This is a genomic window from Flavobacterium glycines (assembly GCF_900100165.1).
Classification (GTDB): Bacteria; Bacteroidota; Bacteroidia; order Flavobacteriales; family Flavobacteriaceae; genus Flavobacterium; species Flavobacterium glycines.
The window spans coordinates 231,516-251,949 of sequence record NZ_FNEO01000002.1; the positions used below are offsets into that span (position 1 = coordinate 231,516).

Here is a 20,434-nt window from a genome sequence, read left to right on the forward strand (position 1 = left end):
CTAAAACATTTTTAAAATGAAAAATAAAATCATATTCCTACTCTTATTTAGTGCTTTTGCAGCAAATGCACAAAAAGTAATTCCGCTTTATCAGGGCAAAGCAGCCGGTTCAGAAAACTGGAACTGGAACGAAAAAGAAATGTTTTCAGAAACGTTTCAAACTCAGGTAGTGTACAATGTTTCGCAACCTACACTTACGGTGTATGCACCGGACAAAGCCTTGGCAAACGGAACCGCTGTGATTGTTTGTCCTGGAGGTGGTTTTCATACCCTATCAATCAACAGCGAAGGAATTGAGGTAGCGAAATGGTTAAATTCTAAAGGAATAACTGCCTTTGTATTAAAATACCGATTAGTAAAAAGTGAAACTGATGATCCGGTAAAAGAGCTTTTTCCATTATTCAATAACAGAAAAAAATTAGATTCCATTAATGCTCCCGTTGTGACTCTAGCAATTGCCGATGGCTTAGCAGCAATACAATACGCCAGAGATCATGCTACTGAATATAATATTGAGAAAAATAAAATTGGAATTATAGGATTTTCAGCCGGGGGCACTGTAGCTGCCGGTACCGTTTATAATTCGAAAGGAAATAATCGTCCCGATTTTGCAGCCCCAATTTATGCCTACACCGGAGCCTTAAAAAATACGGTGGTTCCTGCGGATGCCCCACCACTATTTATTGCAGCCGCTTCAGACGATCAATTGGGTTTAGCACCCAATAGTGTAAAAACCTATAGCGATTGGTTAGCCGCTGGAAAATCAGCCGAATTGCATATCTATTCTAAAGGAGGTCATGGTTTTGGAATGCGTAAACTGAATTTACCTGTTGAAAGCTGGATTGAACGCTTTGGAGATTGGCTAAAATTACAAGACTTACTGTAACTGATAAACTTCAAAAAATGAAACTTTCTAAAACTAAAAAATTACTGCTACTACTGCTTTTCATACAGCAAACAGGCTTTAGTCAGGTACATTTTCAAAATCCTGTTTTACCAGGATTTTATCCTGATCCCAGCATCTGCAGGGTCAATAATGACTATTACATGGTTAACAGTAGTTTTGGTTATTTTCCGGGAGTCCCCCTATTTCACAGTAAAAACCTGGTTAACTGGGAGCAAATTGGTTACGTTTTAGACAGAGAAGAACAATTACCATTGGCAAAAGCACAGGTTACTTTAGGGATTTTTGCACCTACAATTCGGTATCATAATGGTTTGTTTTATATGATAACAACCAATATTACTGACAAAGGAAACTTTTATGTTACAGCCAAAAATCCTGCCGGCCCCTGGTCCAATCCCATTTGGATTGAAACACCCGGAATTGATCCTAGTTTATTTTTTGATGAAGATGGAAAAGTTTATGTTACCTCAGCACAAAATTGGGGCGCTGTAAAAAACCGAATTGTAATGTCTGAAATTGATATTGCAACAGGCAAACTACTTACGGAACCTGTAACAATCTGGAAAGGAACCGGCGGAAAATTTCCAGAAGGACCGCATTTATATAAAAAAGATGGTTTTTATTATCTAATCATTGCCGAAGGCGGAACGGAATACGGACATAAAGTAACCATCGCCAGAAGTAAAAACATTTGGGGGGATTATGAATCGAATCCTGCCAATCCAATTCTTACTCACGCCAATGCCAACGAAGAAAACAATCCAATCCAAGGTACCGGTCATGCCGATTTAGTACAAACAACTGATGGAAGCTGGTTCTTAGTAGCATTAGGATTCAGACCATTAGACAGTCATCAGATTTTAGGTCGTGAAACTTTCTTAGCACCGGTAATTTGGAATACTAACGAATGGCCCATTGTAAATAAAAATGGAAGTCTTTCTTTAGAAATGAATGTAGAAAAACTCCCTGAAGAAGTCAAAATTAAAAACTACAATCAAACGGATGATTTCTCCCAAAACAAACTTGATTTTGAATGGAATTACATCAACAATCCGATAACTCAAAACTATTCGCTCAGCGAACGCAAAGGTTATTTAAGATTGTACGGAAGCGAAAAAACATTGAATGAAAATCCGGGATTAAGCTTTATAGGCAGAAGACAACAACATTTTAATTTCATAGTTGCAACCACTCTTGATTTTAATCCGTCAACGGAAAATGAAGAAGCCGGAATTACCCTATACAAAGATGCTCAACATCATTACCAACTTTATATTCGAAAAAAAGGAAAAGAAAGAGAATTAGTTTTAGCCTACAGCATCGGTAAAATTCATGCCATTGAAAAGACTATTCTTTTAAAAAATGGAACTGTACAATTGAAGATTACCGGAACGCCTGAATCATATGAGTTTGCCTATTCACAGGGAAATGATACTGTAATCTTGCTTGGAAATGTAGATACAAAATACCTCAGCACGGAAACCGCCGGTGGTTTTACCGGAGTTTACATTGGCTTATATGCCAGCGGAAATAAAAGCCAATCAAAGTCTGCTGCTGATTTTAATGATTTTAGTTATACCACAAAAGAATAATCATTTACGAAGATTATGAAATTTATTCAACAACTGTAATAAATAAAAAAATGGAAAAACGTACCAATAAATACCAATTAAGACTGGAGTTACTAAAAACTTCAAAAGTTGATGATACCATCTACTCACCTATCGAACTGGAATTCGATAATCACGATAATATTTTTACGATTATCGAAAGAATGAAAAAAAGAAATCTTTTCCACACCGAAAACCAAGCTATTGAATTTGCCATAGGTTTAAAAATGTTCAGCGAAGTAATGCTGAAAAACAGAGAAAATGAACTTTTTTCTGAGTTAAGACCGGCTTTCAGTGAATTTATGAAAAAGCTTAAATCGACTCCAACAAAAGACGAAGACAAAAAAGATTAAAAATAAATCAAAATGAATTTACCCATCAGAAGAGTTGTAACCGGTCATAATCACGAAGGCACTGCGGTATTTACTTCGGACGAAGTATTTGAACCCCAAATTATCCCAACCGGCGATGCTGCTATGGCTACAATATGGACCACAGCTACCGTTCCTGCCGATTGTAATGATGAAACGGATGGTGCCAAAAGAGATGCCGGAACAACACTAAAAGGTGGCTCGGTAATTCGTATTGTAGATATGTTGCCGGGCGCTTCTTCCCCGCTTCACCGAACGGACAGTATTGATTATGGAATTGTGATTAGCGGCGAAATCGAATTGGAATTAGAAAATGAAATTTCGAAGAAAATGGGTGCCGGAGCAATTATAGTGCAACGCGGAACCCTTCATAAATGGAGAAATCCAAGCGAAACTGAAGTTTGCAGAATTGTTTTTGTACTCATTGAAGCAAAAGCATACGAGATTAACGGAATTCCGCTTCCTGAATATATGCAGCATTAGAATCTGTCGCTTTATTTAGAGGAACACTCTAAAGCAGGTGGATTTATAACGAGTCAAAACACCACCATTGGTGGAGGAACGACCATTAGCGATGGAAATTGAATAAGATAAAAAAGAAACACAATGAAACGATTTGAAAATAAAGTTTGCTTAGTAACCGGTGCTTCATCAGGAATTGGAAGGGCTACCGCTATATCATTTGCTAAAGAAGGAGCTAATGTCGTGGTTTCGGATGTAAATGAAGCGGCAGGAGAATTAGTTGTTAACGAAATCAAAGCATTAGGAAAAGAAGCTTTTTTTGTAAAATGTGATATTTCGCAAAGAGCCGAAGTTGAAAATATGATACAAAAAACCGTAAAGACATTTGGGCGTTTGGACTGTGCCGTAAACTCAGCGGGTATCGCAGGAACTTTATCCTTACCTACACATGAATATCCGGAAGATGCCTGGTTGCAGCAAATCAACATCAACCTAACCGGTACCTGGTATTGCGTGAAATACCAATTAATAGAAATGTTAAAACAAGGCGGCGGAAATATTGTATGCGTATCCTCGGCGGCAGGTTTAGTGGGACAACCGGACAATGTTCCTTATTGCGCTTCAAAACACGGAGTAATCGGAATTGTAAAAAGTGCCGCAATAGAAAACGCAACCAAAAATATTCGCATCAACGCTATTTGCCCTACCGCTATAGAAACGCCAATGATAATGGAAGGCAGAAGAAAACTAGCTCATAATCCCGAAGCCTTAGAAGCGGCAATCAATCTGCAAAGAATGAAGCGTATGGGACAACCGCTGGAAGTAGCCGATGTGGCTTTGTGGATGTGTTCGGATCAGTCAACTTTCATTACAGGTCACGCTATGGCGGTAGACGGAGGCGCTTTTGCATAGAAAAAGAATACAAAAAGACATTAAAAACAACCCGAAACAGCTAAGAAGATTGATTTTGAATAGTATCGGAATGTAATTGACTAACTCTCAGAGCCAATTCTCAATAATTTTGTTTACACAAAAAATAAAAAAACATCTAAATTAAAATACAAATGGCAAAAAATCCACATTATTTTTCACAAATGGCACACGTTGAGGTGCTAACTACAGATTTAGAAAAATCAGTACACTTTTTTGGAGACATTGTAGGCATGGATATTACCGGTAAAGAAGGTAATTCAGTATACTTAAGAGCTTGGGGTGATTATTTTCACCATACATTAAAATTAACACAAAGCGAAACTTCAGGTTTAGGACATATTGGCTGGAGAGCTGACAGCCCGGAAGCTTTAGAAGAAGCGGTAGCTTACTTAGAAAGTATTAGCGCAGGACTTGGCTGGGACAATGGCGATTTAGGTCATGGAAAAGCTTACCGTTTCAAATCTCCTGAAGGACATATTCACGAAATTTTCTGGGACGTAGTCTGGTTAAGAGAAGAAGGCGAAAGAGGAAGTGTTTATGCTGACAGATATGCCAGCAACCGTTTACAGGGAGCTAATCCGCGTCGTTTTGACCACGTAACTTATATGGTTTCTAAAGGAAAATATGCTGAGGAAAAAGCGTTTTGGAAAGCTTTAGGTTTAAGAAACCCTGACGAAATCAGAATTACAGATGATATGCCTCCTATTGGTGGTTTGTTTACCACAGCCAATCTTTCTCATGATATTGCCATATTCACAGACCCAAATATTGAACCAAATCAGGCAGTACTAAACCATATTTGCTGGAATGTAGACAGTCGAGAAGAGGTTTTATTAGCCTTAGATTATTTTATCGAAAAGGGATACAAAAGCGTTATGGGAGCACCTACCAGACATAAAGCTGACGAAGGTTTCTTTATCTACATCATTGATCCGGGAAGTGGCATTTTATTCGAATACTATGCCTGCGCCCGATTAGTTTTTGCACCCGATCATTTAGATGTTCATTACCTAAAAGACAATCCTAATGATGCCTGGGGAACTGCTAATCCATTTGCTGAAATGGCTAAAGGAAAAAAATTAGGATTAACAGACGGTGTGGTAAAACCAATGGATATCTAATTTATTAGAGCAAAAAACAATTATTAAAATTTAAAAAGCACAAATTATGTGGCACTATTTTCCGGGACAATACATGCCTTCTTATCAGGTAAATCGTGCGCTTACACAAGCGCATTATGGAGGAGGCGAATTTGCAGAAATATTAGAAGTAGCTAGTAAAATAGACCCTAATAACAGAGAATCTTACAACGAAGCCTGGCTGGAAATGGGGAATCCTGTTTATGAACTTGCCGAAGATTTTGAAAAAAATGGTAACTTTATTTCGGCGAGAAGAACTTATTTAAGAGCTTTTAATTACTTGCGTTCGGCTGAGTTTTTTATGAACCTTAATCATCCGAAAAAAATACCTACTTATTTAAAAGCAAGAGAAGCTTTCCTGAAAGCTATTAAATATTTTGATGAAAAAGTATTGCAGGTTGAAGTTCCTTTTGAAGGTTCCTTTCTACCGGGTTATTTGTTTAAACCGGCAGGAGTGAAAAATCCTCCGATGATGATTATGTTTGGTGGTTTGGATAGTTTGGCCGAAGAGCTTTATTTTGGTATTGGTCAGCATTTAAACGAGCGTGGCATTGCACTTTTGGCAATGGACGGACCGGGTCAGGGAGCTGCTTTGCGCTTGAATAATATCCATACCCGTCATGACTATAATGTGGCAGGAACAGCGGTTTTAGACTGGAGTATTGAAAATTTAAAAAACGAAATAGCCGTTGATCGTATTGGTATCGGAGCCGTTTCTATGGGAGGTTATATGGCTGCCCGCTGTGCCGCTTTCGAACCGCGTTTTAAAGTATGCATGGTGTATGGTGCGGTTTGGTCTTATTATGATGTTTGGGCAGGACGTCCTGACAATCATCCATTGGCAGAAATTGTTCAGCATATTGTGGGAGCGCCGGACATGAACGAAACCCGTAAAAGACTGGAAGGTTTTACACTTGAAAATGGTGTTGCCGAAAAAATTTCAATGCCTACTTACATTCTTCATGGTGAAGATGATAAACAAAATTTTGTTGAACATGCTTATAACCTTGAAAAACATTTAACTTGCGAGCACAAGTTAGAAGTCATTCCGGTGGGAGAAAGCGGTTCGCAACATTGTCAAATCGATGATTTCACCAAGACTTTCAACATGTACGATTGGATCGCTAAAAGGCTGTAAACTGACTAATTTTAACTATTATAACCGACCAAAATATGAAGTCCATAAATAAAGTATTAATTGTTGGTGGTGGCATTGGTGGCCAGTCGGCTGGTATTGCCCTTAGACAAATTGGAATTGATGTTGAGATTGTTGAACTTCAACCCAAATTTGATGTGTATGGCGTGGGGATTATCCAGCAGGCAAATGCATTAAGAGCACTTGATGTCTTAGGATGTGCTGACGAAGCGATGAGAAGAGGTTCGCCTTACCCGATGGTTAAAATGTGTACTCCTACAGGTCATCAAATAGCCGAAGCGGGAACACCACCTATTGGACGATTTCCAAGTCATAACGGAATTTCAAGAAGGGTTTTGCATGAGGTTTTACTCGAAAGAAGTAAAGAAGTGGGAGTTGTATACCGCATGGGACTTACTGTTGATACCATTACCAATAAACAAGATGGCGTTGATGTAGTTTTCTCTGATGGTTCAACCGGAAGTTATGATATTTTAATTGGTGGAGACGGTATCAACTCCAAAGTTCGCAACTTAATCTTTGGAGAATCAAAACCGAATTATGTTGGATTATCTAACTGGCGGTATGCTTTTAGAAGACCTAAGGATTTAGATACAGGATATATTTATTTTGGAAAACAGAGTAAATTAGGAATCATTCCGATGACTGAAAACAGCTGTTACATCTTTGTAGTTTCTGCTGAAGGAGCTGATAATCCTTTTATAACCCAAGATCAGATGATTCCGAAGCTACAATCCTATATGGCCGAATATCCTATCCCAATGATTCAGGAATTAATCGATCAGGTAGTTGATGCCAAACTGGTCAACTACCGACCATTAGAAACATTGAATCTTCCGGCACCTTGGCATAAAGGCAATGTTATCATAATTGGTGATGCAGCACATGCAACTATTCCGCAATTAGGTTCAGGTGCAGCCTTGGCTATTGAAGACGCTGTGGTATTAGCCGAAGAAATGAAACAACAGGACGGTGCCGATGCTATTTTCTCAAGATTTATGCAACGCCGATACGACCGTTGTAAAATGGTTGTCGAAAGTTCTGAAAAACTGGGAGAATGGGAATTATTAGCATTCGAAGGAAAACCATTGCCGGAAGGCGCTAATATTGGTGCTACAATGGGAAAAACCTGCATGGCACTTACACAACCAATTTAAAAACAAGATGAAATTAATAACTTTTCAAAATAAAACAGGCGAAAGCCGTATTGGTTGGTTACAGGACAATGCGGTTGTAGATATGAATCTTGCCGATTCCAGACTACCTGTTGACATGCTTACATTCATAGACAATCACGAAGCTAATTTCGAAATCATAAAAGAATTAGAATTTACTGAACCTCATTATTCCCTTGATGAAATAAAATTATTGGCTCCATTGCCAAATCCACGTAGTTTTAGGGATTACATCGGATTTGAACAGCACATGCTCAATGCTTCAAAATCTTTTGGACATATCGTTGGAGCAGCATGGTATGAAATACCTATTTTCTATTTTACTAACCATCATGGTATTTATGGCCCTGAAGATGAAATTAAGCGTCCTAAAGGAGAAGAGAAATTAGATATTGAACTCGAAATGGCAGTTATTATTGGCAAAAAAGGAAAAGATATAAAGGCCGAAGATGCCGATGAATATATTTTTGGTTATACCGTTTTTAATGATTGGACGGCACGTGCTATACAAAAACATGAAATGACTGTGCCACTGGGACCACACAAAGGAAAAGATTTTGCAAATGCTATTGGACCATGTATTGTTACCAAAGATGAATTTGAGAAATATCGTTGTACTATCTCAAGAGAATCGCATCCGGAGCATTTGGCTATGCCTAAAACTAATGGCGCCCGATTTGATTTAAAAATGACTGCAAAAATTAATGATGAAGTCATCTGCGAAGGAAATTACAAAACCGTTCACTGGACGTTTCCTCAAATGATGGAACGTGCTTCCGAAAACAATGTTACACTAATGCCCGGAGACATTTTAGGTTCTGGAACTGTAGGCTGGGGAAGTTTGATCGAAAATAACTTTAGCGTTCACCGCCCTTTAGAACCGGGGGACATAGTAGAACTAGAAATTGAAGGAATCGGTATCCTTAAAAATACCGTTATTTAGTTAAGTTGGTTTACTAACGAAACCCCTTTTGCTTATTTTTAGTAAAAGGGGTTTCTTTTACTAAAAAAACAGGAAAATGTTACTTCTTGTTTTTCAATTAATTTTTACAAAAAAAATGTTACCAATACTTTTCATTCGTATTGATAACATTTTCCAAACTAATACTATTTTAAAAGAATTTTTTAAATATACTGATTGATTATATTTTCAAAAAGTTCTTGTTTACCACTTTGTAATTGTAGTTCTCCGTTTTCCTGAGCGATTTTGTATAAATCTTCTAAACCTAATTTTCCGTTTTCGAAATCTTTACCTTTTCCTGAATCGAATGAGCTGTATCTTTGAGTTCTTAATTTATCATAAGGAGAAGAAGCAATGATTTTATCAGCTGTTAGTAAAGCTCTTGCAAAAGTATCAGCACCACCAATGTGAGCTAAGAAAACATCTTCCATATCTGTTGAGTTTCTTCTGATTTTTGCATCAAAATTAACTCCTCCACCCTGTAGTCCTCCTGCTTTTAAGAAAACCAGCATCGCTTCAGTAATCTCCTGAATGTTGTTTGGAAATTGATCTGTATCCCAACCATTTTGATAATCACCACGATTCGCATCTAAACTTCCTAACATTCCTGCATTAGCAGCCACTTCAATTTCGTGTTGGAAAGTATGTTGTGCTAATGTAGCGTGGTTTACTTCGATATTGATTTTGAAATCTTTCTCTAAACCATATTTATGCAAGAATCCGATAGCCGTAGCCGAATCAAAATCGTATTGATGTTTCATCGGCTCCATTGGTTTTGGCTCAATGAAAAAGTTTCCTTTGAATCCCTGAGCACGAGCATAATCTCTGGCTTTCACTAAAAATTGTCCCATGTGGTCTAATTCACGTCCCATATCGGTATTCAACAAAGACATATAACCTTCGCGACCTCCCCAGAATACATAATTTTCACCTCCTAAGGCAATTGTAGCATCCAAAGCTAATTTTACCTGTCCTCCGGCTCTTGCTACTACATTAAAATCAGGATTAGTAGCTGCTCCGTTCATATAACGTGGATTAGAAAAACAGTTAGCTGTACCCCAAAGTAACTTTGTTCCTGAAGCTGCTTGTTTTTCCTTTAAATACTCCGTAATAGTAGCTAATCTTTTTTCAGATTCAGCGAAAGTTGCTCCTTCTTGTACCAAGTCATAATCATGGAAACAATAGTAATCAAATCCCATTTTAGTAATAAATTCAAAAGCTGCATCAGCTTTGTCTTTAGCTGCCTGAATTGGGTCATTAGCTAAATCCCAAGCAAAATTTTGTGTTCCCGGTCCGAATGGATCTGAACCCTGCCCACAGAAAGTATGCCAGTAAGCAATTGAAAATTTAAACCAGTCTTTCATGGTTCTTCCCGCTACTACTTGCTCCGGGTTGTAATATTTAAACGCTAAAGGATTATCCGATTCTTTTCCTTCAAACTTAATTTCACCAATACCTTTAAAGTATTCTTTGTTTCCTATTAAAGCCATTTTTTAATTTTATTTTATTTGTTGATAATTAGTTCTAATTCTTTTTTCCACTTTTGATATGCTACTAAATAAGGTGTTTTATTTTGCAAAGGCATAAATGTCATTACATGATCATTTTTTATAATATTATCGCCAAAACTTTCATAATCACCGTTAATTAATCCTACTGCTCTTGCCGCTCCTACTGCACCTGTAGTATTGTAAATTTCTATTTCGTGACCAATTAATGTGGCTACGGTATTCGAAAAAATTTCCGAGCGGAATAGATTGTCATTTCCTGCTCTGATAACATTAATTTCCGCATTATCAGCTTTCATAATTTCCATTCCGTAAACAAAAGCAAAGGCAATTCCTTCTAAGGTAGCGCGGTACAAATGACCATGACTGTGTTTGTTTAAATTCAGATTTAAGAAATGACTGTCGATGTTTTTATTGTTCAGCATACGTTCAGCTCCATTTCCAAAAGGAATTACAATTACACCATCTGAACCTACTGCAACTTCTTCCGCTTTAATATTCATGTTTTCGTAAGAATCCCAGCCGCAATGGTTACGTAACCATCGGTATTGAATTCCTGCACCATTAATGCACAATAATTTTCCCACAGTAGGTTTATCATTGGAATAATTCACATGAACAAAACTGTTGATTCTGGATGTTTCTTTTGATTTTAATTTATCGGTAACAGCATAAATCACTCCTGATGTTCCACCTGTTGCTGCTACTTCTCCTGGTTTTAAAATATTAAGAGACAAGGCATTGTTAGGTTGGTCACCCGCACGGTAAACTACCGGAATTCCAACAGGCAACCCTGATTCTTTGGCTCCTTTATCGTTTAAGAAACATTGGTTTGTGAAATTTTCAACAATTGGAGGAGTTAAAGCCTCATCAATCCCATAATATCGTAACAACCAATTGGCTACTGCATTTTCTTTATAATCCCAAAGCATACCTTCGGACAAACCATTTTTAGTTGTATTGATTTCGCCAGTAAGTTTAAAGGCGATGAAATCACCCGGAAGCATGTATTTGTAAATTTGACTGTAAATTTCAGGTTCATTCTCTTTTACCCAGGTTAATTTAGAAGCAGTAAAATTTCCCGGAGAATTTAATAAATGCGAAGCACATTGCTCTTCACCTAAATCTTCAAAAGCTTTGTCACCAATTTCTACTGCACGACTATCGCACCAAATAATAGAATTACGCAATGATTTTCCTTCCTTATCAACAACCACTAATCCGTGCATTTGATAAGAAATCCCCACTCCGGATATTTTCGAAGCTTCAATATTGGCTTCTTTTATAGCTCTTTTAGTTGCAATACAACAATATTCCCACCACATTTCCGGATCCTGTTCAGCCCAGTCTTTATGATAGGCTATAATTTCCATCTCATTTGCAGGCTCATGAAGATTAATTATTTTTTTTCCTGTTGCTGCTTCAACTATAGCAACTTTTACTGAAGAACTCCCTATATCGTATCCAATGTAATACATAATTTATACTAATTCTCTTGTGGTTATTTTTTTATTGGTTGATTTACTCAAACACTTTTTTGCGAAAACAAAAAACCATACTGTTCTGTTCCGGTATGCAAACTTAGTTTATTTTTTTATTTAAAAAAAGAACTCATTCTTTTTATTTAAAAAATAATACTAAAAATACATTAGTTACACTAAAAACCTACTATTCAAAAAGATAATAATACAACTTAAGTAATAAATTATAATATACAGGCTTATAAAACCAATATTAAAAAGAAGTTGACAATCAGAAACTCTATTATCAAACTTCCTTCAAAATTGCATAAACCAATTCTTTTGTAGGTTTTTGATTCTGAAGTTTTTCTCGAACTATTTCGAAACTAACTTTAAAGTTACATCCTGATTTATAATCGCTGCAACCATAAGCAGTATTTCCTTTTAAAATGGTTCCTTTTTGACATTTCGGACAGGCCAATTCATCAGCAATTGCTTTGGGTGCTGTTTTCTTAGTTGCTAATACGAGTTTGAAATTTTCATCAAAACGGAGCAAACCTTCCACCATACCGGTATCGGTTTTAAAGTCTTTTAAATTAACGGTAGATCCTTTTTGAAGCAATCGTAAATATTGATTCTCCGATATTTTTTTATCTGCAAAAGTAAAAGGCAATACAAAATCGCAACCTACTTTGTAATCACCACAACCATAAGCTGATTTACCCTTAATAAGTGTCGCTTTTTTACATTTAGGGCAGGATTCCGCTACAATTCCCGCTGCTTTCTTTTTCTCTGTTTTTACAACTTCTTTCTTTACACTTTCGGCGTGCGAAATATTAGCATGAATCCTTTCACTTCGTACTTCATACACCAAAGCATCTACCATGCGTTTCATATTGTTTATAAACGCAGTAGCTGTAAAAGTTCCTTTTTCAATATCTTTCAGTTGTTTTTCCCAAACTCCTGTCAATTCAGCCGATTTTAATAAATCGTTTTGAATAATATCAATCAACTGAATTCCTGTAGGTGTAGGCAATACCTGTTTTTTATTTCGAACGATATACTGACGTTTAAAAAGCGTTTCAATAATATTCGCTCTTGTAGACGGACGACCAATACCATTTTCTTTCATCAATTCGCGCAAATCTTCGTCGTCAACCTGTTTTCCAGCAGTTTCCATAGCACGCAGCAAAGTTGCCTCTGTAAACTGATTGGGTGGCTTGGTTTCTTTTTGAAGAAAGGAAGGTTCATGTGGTCCTTTTTCGCCCACAACAAAACTCGGTAATAAATCAGCTTCTTTTTCCTTTGCATTCGGATCTTCAAAAACAACGCGGAATCCTTTTTTCAGGATTTCTTTTCCGGTAGTTTTAAAAGTAACATCTGCTGCTTTCCCAATTACTGTGGTGTTGGCAACCAAACAATCATCATAAAAAACGGCAATAAACCGTTTTACAATAATATCATACACCTGCTGCTGATTGTACGGCAGATTGTTTTGAACACCCGTTGGAATAATTGCATGGTGATCGGTTACTTTTTTATCATTGAAAACCTTAGGCGATTTTTTGATTTTCTTCCCCAAAAGTGGTTCTGTCAACACCGAATAATTGGTCAGTTTTTGAAGAATTCCGGGTACTTTCGGATAAATGTCACTCGGCAAAAAAGTCGTATCTACTCTGGGATAAGTCACTACTTTTTGTTCGTATAAAGTCTGGACAATTTTCAGTGTTTCATCAGCTGAGAATCCAAACTTGGTATTACAATACACCTGTAAACCTGTTAAATCAAACAACTTTGGAGCATATTCATTACCATTCTTTTTTTCGACAGTAACAATTTCGAAATCACTTTCTTTAACTTTATTAGCTAAAATCTCTCCATCCTCTTTTTTAAGAAAACGTCCTTCTTCATAACTAAAGAGTGTTTCTCTGTATAAAGTTTGTAATTCCCAATAAGGTTGCGGCACGAAATTTTCGATTTCTTTAAAACGATCTACAACCATTGCCAATGTTGGGGTTTGCACCCGACCAATAGACAACACCTGCTTATAACCACCGTGTTTTACTGTGTACAAACGCGTAGCATTCATTCCCAATAACCAGTCGCCAATGGCTCTGGAAAAACCGGCATAGAATAAATTATCGTAATTGGTGGATGGTTTTAAGTTTTCAAAACCTTCTTTAATCGCTTCTGTAGTCAATGAAGAAATCCACAGCCGTTTTACCTCACCTTTATAATTGGCTTCATTCATTACCCATCGCTGGATGAGTTCTCCCTCCTGCCCAGCATCCCCGCAATTGATAACCAATTCGGCTTTGTCAAACAGACTTTTTACAATTTTAAATTGCTTTTGGATTCCGGAATTCTCAACGACTTTAGTTTCAAATTTTTCGGGAAGCATCGGAAGATTATTCAAATCCCAACTTTTCCAATAAGGTCTGTAATCATTAGGTTCTTTCAAGGTGCATAAATGACCAAAAGTATAGGTTACTGCATAACCATTCCCTTCATAATAGCCATCATGCTTCGTATTGGCACCCAAAACGGCTGCAATTTCACGCGCTACACTTGGTTTTTCGGCAATACAAACCTTCATTTTTCTCCTTCTAATTTGAGAGCGCAAATTAGGAATTTAGAAATTGGTACTAAAAATAAATTATAAGTAGTTATGAACTAAATAGGTCTTCTAAATATCTTTTATAGAAAAAACTTAATCAACTATTTAAAGTTTACAACATCTGTTTTTATTGTTAATTTCATTCAGAAAACTCACTATTTTCACATGTTGGAAAATGTAAAATCGGGAAATTGCAGGAATTAGCAATGAAACAAAGTTCATTAGCTTTTTTGTGCAAATTCAAAGCTTCAGCTATTTTCTCTTTTCCTTTGACAATTACTTTTGGATATAAACGAATTTCTGTAAAACGACCGGAACCATTATGAGAAACTTCTAAATCAGCTTCAGCATTATCCTTATACGAAATCACTTCGATTCCGTTTTGGGCACAAACATATAAATACGACATCATGTGGCAGGAAACCACACTACTTAACAGTAAATCTTCCGGATTGTGTAAAACTGGATCACCTTTGAAAACTTTGGCAGCCGAAACATTAAGTATTTTTTTTCCCTCGATAGCAATTTGATGGCTTTTTTGATATCTTTTTGATGTCAAATTCCAATCTAATTTTGCTTTGAATAAGTGTTTAAATGCCATAGCTAATCTTTAAAAATCAAATATAACCAAATAATAACAGTTGGTAGCCAATGTTTATTTACTGAAAAAAATAAGATTTTGTAAACAATGAAAGCGTAGTCCCTTCGTTATATTTGCAATAGCTACAAATTATTACTTCAAATTATCAAAAAAAAACTAAAATGAAAAAATATATAAGTCTCGGAATTGTATCCCTACTTTTATTTTCTTGCAGCGCTGCTAAAAAAAATGCTTCAGCAGCAAATCAACTTCAGGAAAAATATTGGAAATTAATTGAAATCAGAGGTCAAAAAGTCACATCTGAAAATTATTTTAAAGAACCTCATCTTGTCTTAAAAGCTAAAGAAAATAGAATTATTGGTAATAGTGGCTGTAACTCTTTTTCAGGTACATATGAATTACAGGATAAGACAAATCGAATTGCCATTTATCAATTAGCAGTAACCAGAATGGCCTGTATCAAACCAACTGTTGAAGAAGCTTTTTTAAAAGTTTTGGAAACGGCTGATAATTATACCGTAAAAAATGACACCTTACAATTGAATAAAGCCCGAATGGCTCCGATGGCTAAATTTGTTGCTGTATATCTAAAATAACACACTATGCTAAACTGGAACGACCTTATAAAATTTGCCACTCATGGCAATCCAACTCCTCCGAAAAGAGTAGAAAAAACAGCGAAAGAATGGGAATTAGAATTGACTCCTGAGGAATTCTACGTAACCCGCCAACATGGAACTGAAAGAGCCCATAGTTCTGAAATGTGTAATTTATTCGAAGCCGGGAAATATGCCTGTAAATGTTGCAAAACACCACTTTTTGATGCTACAACCAAATTTCAAAGTGGAACGGGTTGGCCTTCCTTTACGCAGCCGATAGTCATCGAAAATGTAGCTTATAATAAAGATACCAGCTATGGAATGATTCGCATTGAATGTGTTTGTAACATCTGCGATGCACACTTGGGACATGTATTTCCTGATGGTCCTGAACCAAGTGGTTTGCGTTACTGCATCAATGCTGTTTCTTTGGAAAAAATAAAAGACTAAAGTTTTAGCATTAAGAAATTTAGAAAAATTAAGGGTTAAAAATTTGGACCATTAAAAGTAAAGCCGACAGTTTTTAAAAAACTTGTCGGCTTATTTTTTTTAAAGCAAGTTTAAAATAAAACTTAAATTACTTTAATTTCTTAATGGTTTCAATAAAAAATTAGTCCATTAAAAAAACCGTTAATCCTCTTGCACCATGCGCTCCAAGAACTAATGATTGTTCGATATCGGCAGTCTTTGAAGGTCCTGCGATGAATGTTCCAAAACCATAATCTATAGCTCCAATTCGTTCATAAGCCTGTTGCATTGTAGGTACGATGTCTTTTTTATTGACAATAATCGCTAAATATTGCGGAATAAAAGGTGAAACTCTTTGTCCTAAAATAGCATCCGTTACCCAAAGTCCTGAATTTTCAGCCACACCTAAATGTGCTTTTATAACAGCTAATTCTACATTTTGTAAACTATGCGGATCATCATTTGTCCAATCCGTTTCAGCAATATCAGCTAATTCCGTAATGGTGGTAATCATTCTTTTTTCAGTTGGATAATGTGTCGCAATATAGTTTTTCACTTCGTCTAAACTACTCACTTCTTCACAAAAGCCACCAATACCTTTTAAAACCGTTTTGTAGGTTTCAATAACGTCAAATTTTTCTAATCCCAAAACACTCAGATCAGGCAATTCATTGACTGAAGAAGGTTGATTGCTTTTTATCTTATTTAAAATACTGTCTCTGCTGCTCATTATTTTTTGTCTTTAGATTCTTTTTGCTTTTTAGCATACCATTCTCTAAATGATTCTTGTGGAGGCGTTGGCATTTCTCTTTGATTGTACCAAGCATTCATGCTATTATTTACCATAAAAGGCATATTCTTAATAACAAACCTTCCCGCTTTACCAGCAATTTTAAAAACCGTTGGATTTGCTAAAACAGCCGACATTCCTTTCATAGCAACAGTTTTAGAAGTAGGTGTATAACCTTCTTTTACTAAAACCTGACGCCATTTGTACAACTGATCGTGAATATCAATTTTTACCGGACAAACATTGGTACAAGAACCACAAAGCGTACTTGCAAAAGGCAAATCGGCATTCTTTTTCATGTCTAAATTTGGTGCCAAAATAGAACCAATAGGACCTGCCACTGCATTGTGATAACTGTGTCCTCCACTTCTTCTGTAAACCGGACAAGTATTCATACAAGCTCCACAACGGATACATTTTAGTGAATTTCTAAATTCTTCACGTCCTAATTGGGTACTTCTGCCATTGTCCACAATAACAATGTGCATTTCCTGACCTTCTCTTGGTTTTTTAAAGTGACTTGAAAAAGTAGTAATAGGCTGCCCTGTAGCACTTCTGGCTAAAAGTCTCAGGAAAACACCTAAATGTTTACGCTGAGGAACTAATTTTTCAAATCCCATACAGGCAATATGAACATCTGCAAGATGCGCACCCATATCGGCATTTCCTTCATTGGTACAAACTACAAATTCACCTGTTTCGGCTACAGCAAAATTCACTCCTGTTAAAGCTACTTTTCTGGTTAAGAACGTATCTCTTAATTCTTTTCGGGCTGCTTCGGTTAAATATTGTGGATTATTATTCCCTTTTTCTGTTCCAAGGTGCTCATGAAAAGTATCACTTACATCTTCCTTTTTAAGGTGAATAGCAGGCAATACAATATGACTTGGCGGTTCTTTTCTTAATTGAACAATAAATTCCCCTAAATCAGAATCAATTACTTCAACTCCATTATCTGCTAAATATTCATTCAAATGACATTCTTCTGTAAGCATTGATTTGGATTTTACCATTTGAGTAACCCCATGCTTAGCAATAATAGAATGTACTATTTTATTGTGTTCGTCTCCATCAGCAGCCCAGTGAACGATGATTCCGTTTTCTTTTGCTTTTTCCTCAAATTCCTGCAAATAATGATGCATATTTGAAAGCACATTGTTTTTTATATTTGATGCAGTCTCACGAAGCGTTTCCCATTCAGGAATAGCGTGCGCTGATTTATCTCTTTTTGAACGAACAAACCAAAGCGTTTCATCATGCCAGTTGACACGTTCTACATCTTTGTTAAAAGTAGCTGCCGCTGTACTGTGATCTATTGTGTTTTTCATATTGAGTTTAATATTTCTGCAATGTGAATTACTTTAATATTGCTTTTTTGTCTTTTTAAAATTCCTTCCAAGTGCATTAAGCATGACATATCTCCACCAGTAATATAATCCACCTGATGTGCTGCGTGGTCTTTGATACGGTCTTGTCCCATTTTTACAGAAACAGCTTCTTCGGTAACACAAAAAGTACCACCAAAACCACAACATTCATCTTTTCTGCTTAAAGAAACTAATTCTAAACCTTTTATCTTCGTCAGTAATTGTTCCGGTTTAGAAAAAGGTGCCGCATTTAACTCACTCATTTGAGAAAGCTTTAATCCGCGCTGGCCGTGACAACTTTGGTGCATTCCTACCTTATAAGGAAAATTTCCTTCGATAGATTCTACTTTTAATACATCGGTTAGAAATTCTGTCAGTTCGTACACATTATTTCTAATATGCGTAGCAGCAGCTTCATTCTCCTTAGAATGAAGGTGATCCTTCACATGCAGGGTACAACTTCCGGAAGGACAAACGATATAATCAAATTCAGAAAAGTTAGCCACAAAATTAGCATCACATCCTCCGGTTAAATGAGCATATCCGCTATTTGCCATTGGTTGTCCGCAGCAGGTTTGATCCATTGGAAAACTTACTTCACATCCTAATTTTTGTAATAATTCTAAGCTTGCAATACCTATTTGCGGATAAAACTGATCCACGTAACAAGGTATAAAAAGTCCAACTTTCATATGCAAATATTTATTTTTTTTAAAGGTCATATATAATTTGCATAAGATTTAATTGGTTCTGATGACTAATTAAAACTTATGCAATTACATAAGATTATTTTTAATTGTTTAACACTTTATGTAAAATTGCCTATCAATATTCTTTAGTTGAATGATGATAGGCAAAGTTAAATATTAATGCTTGTAAAATTTCAAATCTATTAAATCATTTTGAATTGGCTTCGTATTCCAATTTTTATGAATGGCTAAGGCTGCTCCTAACGAACTGGCCTGCGCCATGGATGCGGCGTACACTTCCATTGTAGGGTAAGCTTCCGCTAACAAATTCATGTAAATCGAATTTTTACTAAAACCTCCGTCAACAAAAACTTTCTTAACCGGACTATTGTGAATCACTAAATTGGTCGAAACAATTTGTTGGGCTATTAAATCCAACATCAACTGATGGTAAGCTTCATCGTAATTTTCAAAATCTGAAAGTACTCTCTCATTGAAAGGACAATCTTTTAGAATTGCACTATCTCCCTTAGTATACTGTTTGAATTTAGTTCTCAGTTTAGTAATAATGTCTTTATCATAAAGAACGTGTTTGTAAGAATCGATTGGCGCATCAAAATGTTTTGCCAATTTTACTGACTGAATTTCATGCTCATTTCCTGCAAACAAACGGGAAGCCTTAACCGGTTTTCCTTTATAATGCAAGAAACACAGGCAGTCATTTTGCAATTCATCAAAAGTCAACTTTTTGCTATTGAATGGATTCATGGTAATCACCCAGGTTCCTGTTGACAACAATACAAACGGATCTTCAAAATTGATAATGTAAGGAATCAAAGCCGAAGAACTGTCGTGTAATCCAATTCCAACTGCGATATCACCTTCAACGGTAATAGTATCTTCAGAATCGTGAATTGGAGGCAATTTTTCAGTTATTCCTTCCTTTTTAATCCATTTATGGTATTTCATTCTATTGAAATTCCAAAGATTTGTATGACAGCCAATGCTGGTAATATCAGTAAATCCTTCTTTGGTCAAAAGAAAACTCATGTATTGCGGCAAATGCAAACAGTGTTTTACTTTGTCGAAAACCTCCGGTTTTTCGTTTTTCAAACGGTAAATTTGCATTCCTGAATTCAGACTTCCTAAAACCGGAGAAGCAGTTTTCACTGCGAAAACTTCTTCTCCTTTATATTTAGAATAAAACTCATTTTTAAGATTTTCAGGATATGGTTTCAAATAATTGTACAATGGCGTCAAAGGATTTCCTTCTTTGTCAACATACACAAAACTGGCACCATAAGTACTAAAATTAACTGCTTTTAAATTGTATTGTTTTTGAGATTTCATCTCTTCCCAACAACCCAAAAACCATTCTTTTAGCGCTACAATATCTTCGCATGGAAAACCGTCTTCATCAACTGTTTCAGGAAGGTTTACTGAATTTTCCCAAACTATTTGATAGCTTTCATTAAATAAGAACGCTTTTTTATTTGTTTTTCCAATGTCGAAAATGGCTACTGCATTCATTAATTATGTGTTATGAGTTAAGCGTTATGAGTTAGGGGTTATAGAATAAGGGTAATGAATTCTTAATCTTGGGTTATGAAGTATATTATTT

General features: G+C 36.2%; 19 protein-coding genes. 11 read left to right on the top strand and 8 right to left on the bottom strand.

The genetic code is table 11. The features are described 5' to 3' along the window. The first annotated feature begins 16 nt into the window (after positions 1-16). From BLR17_RS09390 to BLR17_RS09430, 9 genes are all read left to right on the top strand, one after another. Positions 17-886: an alpha/beta hydrolase gene (locus BLR17_RS09390; RefSeq protein ID WP_066329727.1), complete on the top strand. Its 870-nt coding sequence runs from the start codon at positions 17-19 to the stop codon at positions 884-886. Positions 887-903: 17 nt separating this feature from the next. Further along, positions 904-2,499 carry a glycoside hydrolase family 43 protein gene (locus BLR17_RS09395; RefSeq protein ID WP_066329964.1) on the top strand — a complete coding sequence of 532 codons (1,596 nt, stop codon included), beginning with the start codon at positions 904-906 and terminating at the stop codon, positions 2,497-2,499. Positions 2,500-2,549: 50 nt separating this feature from the next. Beyond that, positions 2,550-2,870, top strand: coding sequence for a DUF3861 domain-containing protein (locus BLR17_RS09400; protein WP_066329726.1), 321 nt, complete (start codon positions 2,550-2,552; stop codon positions 2,868-2,870). 12 nt (positions 2,871-2,882) lie between these two features. Beyond that, on the top strand, positions 2,883-3,371 hold the full coding sequence (locus tag BLR17_RS09405; protein ID WP_174544393.1) for a cupin domain-containing protein: 489 nt from the start codon (positions 2,883-2,885) through the stop codon (positions 3,369-3,371). 123 nt (positions 3,372-3,494) lie between these two features. Next, a complete protein-coding gene (locus tag BLR17_RS09410) occupies positions 3,495-4,262 on the top strand; it encodes an SDR family oxidoreductase (RefSeq protein WP_066329720.1) in 768 nt (255 codons plus the stop codon). 152 nt (positions 4,263-4,414) lie between these two features. Then, positions 4,415-5,404: a VOC family protein gene (locus BLR17_RS09415; RefSeq protein WP_066329718.1), complete on the top strand. Its 990-nt coding sequence runs from the start codon at positions 4,415-4,417 to the stop codon at positions 5,402-5,404. 46 nt (positions 5,405-5,450) lie between these two features. Continuing rightward, positions 5,451-6,560 carry an alpha/beta hydrolase family protein gene (locus BLR17_RS09420; RefSeq protein ID WP_066329716.1) on the top strand — a complete coding sequence of 370 codons (1,110 nt, stop codon included), beginning with the start codon at positions 5,451-5,453 and terminating at the stop codon, positions 6,558-6,560. Positions 6,561-6,595: 35 nt separating this feature from the next. Then, positions 6,596-7,735: an FAD-dependent monooxygenase gene (locus BLR17_RS09425; protein ID WP_066329714.1), complete on the top strand. Its 1,140-nt coding sequence runs from the start codon at positions 6,596-6,598 to the stop codon at positions 7,733-7,735. Between the two features lie 7 nt (positions 7,736-7,742). Continuing rightward, positions 7,743-8,696: a fumarylacetoacetate hydrolase family protein gene (locus BLR17_RS09430; protein ID WP_066329712.1), complete on the top strand. Its 954-nt coding sequence runs from the start codon at positions 7,743-7,745 to the stop codon at positions 8,694-8,696. Between the two features lie 182 nt (positions 8,697-8,878). Here BLR17_RS09430 and xylA read toward each other — a convergent pair whose 3' ends face one another. The 4 genes from xylA to BLR17_RS09450 form a co-directional block, all read right to left on the bottom strand. Next, on the bottom strand, positions 8,879-10,204 hold the full coding sequence (xylA, locus tag BLR17_RS09435; protein ID WP_066329711.1) for a xylose isomerase: 1,326 nt from the start codon (positions 10,202-10,204) through the stop codon (positions 8,879-8,881). 14 nt (positions 10,205-10,218) lie between these two features. Then, complete coding sequence (locus BLR17_RS09440; protein ID WP_066329710.1) at positions 10,219-11,700, bottom strand: xylulokinase; 1,482 nt, start codon at positions 11,698-11,700, stop codon at positions 10,219-10,221. A 289-nt stretch (positions 11,701-11,989) separates the two neighbouring features. Then, positions 11,990-14,278, bottom strand: coding sequence for a type IA DNA topoisomerase (locus BLR17_RS09445; RefSeq protein WP_066329709.1), 2,289 nt, complete (start codon positions 14,276-14,278; stop codon positions 11,990-11,992). Between the two features lie 160 nt (positions 14,279-14,438). Next, positions 14,439-14,900: an OsmC family protein gene (locus BLR17_RS09450; RefSeq protein ID WP_066329708.1), complete on the bottom strand. Its 462-nt coding sequence runs from the start codon at positions 14,898-14,900 to the stop codon at positions 14,439-14,441. Between the two features lie 161 nt (positions 14,901-15,061). Here BLR17_RS09450 and BLR17_RS09455 point away from each other — a divergent pair, with 161 nt between their 5' ends. Together BLR17_RS09455 and msrB are read left to right on the top strand one after the other, a co-directional pair. Continuing rightward, a complete protein-coding gene (locus BLR17_RS09455; RefSeq protein ID WP_066329706.1) occupies positions 15,062-15,496 on the top strand; it encodes an META domain-containing protein in 435 nt (144 codons plus the stop codon). Between the two features lie 6 nt (positions 15,497-15,502). Next, positions 15,503-15,949 carry a peptide-methionine (R)-S-oxide reductase MsrB gene (msrB, locus tag BLR17_RS09460; protein WP_066329704.1) on the top strand — a complete coding sequence of 149 codons (447 nt, stop codon included), beginning with the start codon at positions 15,503-15,505 and terminating at the stop codon, positions 15,947-15,949. Between the two features lie 160 nt (positions 15,950-16,109). Here msrB and BLR17_RS09465 read toward each other — a convergent pair whose 3' ends face one another. From BLR17_RS09465 to BLR17_RS09480, 4 genes are all read right to left on the bottom strand, one after another. After that, positions 16,110-16,697, bottom strand: a complete 588-nt coding sequence (locus BLR17_RS09465) for a LutC/YkgG family protein (protein WP_066329702.1) — start codon at positions 16,695-16,697, stop codon at positions 16,110-16,112. Then, positions 16,697-18,085 (bottom strand): lactate utilization protein B, encoded by a 1,389-nt coding sequence (locus tag BLR17_RS09470; protein ID WP_066329701.1) that lies wholly within the window; start codon positions 18,083-18,085, stop codon positions 16,697-16,699. The genes BLR17_RS09465 and BLR17_RS09470 overlap by 1 nt, the downstream gene beginning before the upstream one ends. Beyond that, positions 18,082-18,816 carry a (Fe-S)-binding protein gene (locus BLR17_RS09475; protein WP_066329698.1) on the bottom strand — a complete coding sequence of 245 codons (735 nt, stop codon included), beginning with the start codon at positions 18,814-18,816 and terminating at the stop codon, positions 18,082-18,084. The genes BLR17_RS09470 and BLR17_RS09475 overlap by 4 nt, the downstream gene beginning before the upstream one ends. 174 nt (positions 18,817-18,990) lie before the next feature. Continuing rightward, complete coding sequence (locus BLR17_RS09480) at positions 18,991-20,343, bottom strand: FGGY-family carbohydrate kinase (protein ID WP_066329696.1); 1,353 nt, start codon at positions 20,341-20,343, stop codon at positions 18,991-18,993. Between the last annotated feature and the right edge of the window lie 91 nt (positions 20,344-20,434).

Excerpts from the sequence above, each read along its gene's own strand:
- BLR17_RS09410 (WP_066329720.1), top strand. The coding sequence starts at position 3,495 with ATGAAACGATTTGAAAATAAAGTTTGCTTAGTAACCGGTGCTTCATCA.
- BLR17_RS09440 (WP_066329710.1), bottom strand. The coding sequence starts at position 11,700 with ATGTATTACATTGGATACGATATAGGGAGTTCTTCAGTAAAAGTTGCT.
- BLR17_RS09450 (WP_066329708.1), bottom strand. The coding sequence starts at position 14,900 with ATGGCATTTAAACACTTATTCAAAGCAAAATTAGATTGGAATTTGACA.
- BLR17_RS09405 (WP_174544393.1), top strand. The coding sequence starts at position 2,883 with ATGAATTTACCCATCAGAAGAGTTGTAACCGGTCATAATCACGAAGGC.
- BLR17_RS09430 (WP_066329712.1), top strand. The coding sequence starts at position 7,743 with ATGAAATTAATAACTTTTCAAAATAAAACAGGCGAAAGCCGTATTGGT.
- xylA (WP_066329711.1), bottom strand. The coding sequence starts at position 10,204 with ATGGCTTTAATAGGAAACAAAGAATACTTTAAAGGTATTGGTGAAATT.
- BLR17_RS09415 (WP_066329718.1), top strand. The coding sequence starts at position 4,415 with ATGGCAAAAAATCCACATTATTTTTCACAAATGGCACACGTTGAGGTG.
- BLR17_RS09455 (WP_066329706.1), top strand. The coding sequence starts at position 15,062 with ATGAAAAAATATATAAGTCTCGGAATTGTATCCCTACTTTTATTTTCT.
- msrB (WP_066329704.1), top strand. The coding sequence starts at position 15,503 with ATGCTAAACTGGAACGACCTTATAAAATTTGCCACTCATGGCAATCCA.
- BLR17_RS09400 (WP_066329726.1), top strand. The coding sequence starts at position 2,550 with ATGGAAAAACGTACCAATAAATACCAATTAAGACTGGAGTTACTAAAA.
- BLR17_RS09425 (WP_066329714.1), top strand. The coding sequence starts at position 6,596 with ATGAAGTCCATAAATAAAGTATTAATTGTTGGTGGTGGCATTGGTGGC.
- BLR17_RS09465 (WP_066329702.1), bottom strand. The coding sequence starts at position 16,697 with ATGAGCAGCAGAGACAGTATTTTAAATAAGATAAAAAGCAATCAACCT.
- BLR17_RS09475 (WP_066329698.1), bottom strand. The coding sequence starts at position 18,816 with ATGAAAGTTGGACTTTTTATACCTTGTTACGTGGATCAGTTTTATCCG.
- BLR17_RS09470 (WP_066329701.1), bottom strand. The coding sequence starts at position 18,085 with ATGAAAAACACAATAGATCACAGTACAGCGGCAGCTACTTTTAACAAA.
- BLR17_RS09445 (WP_066329709.1), bottom strand. The coding sequence starts at position 14,278 with ATGAAGGTTTGTATTGCCGAAAAACCAAGTGTAGCGCGTGAAATTGCA.
- BLR17_RS09390 (WP_066329727.1), top strand. The coding sequence starts at position 17 with ATGAAAAATAAAATCATATTCCTACTCTTATTTAGTGCTTTTGCAGCA.
- BLR17_RS09420 (WP_066329716.1), top strand. The coding sequence starts at position 5,451 with ATGTGGCACTATTTTCCGGGACAATACATGCCTTCTTATCAGGTAAAT.
- BLR17_RS09480 (WP_066329696.1), bottom strand. The coding sequence starts at position 20,343 with ATGAATGCAGTAGCCATTTTCGACATTGGAAAAACAAATAAAAAAGCG.
- BLR17_RS09395 (WP_066329964.1), top strand. The coding sequence starts at position 904 with ATGAAACTTTCTAAAACTAAAAAATTACTGCTACTACTGCTTTTCATA.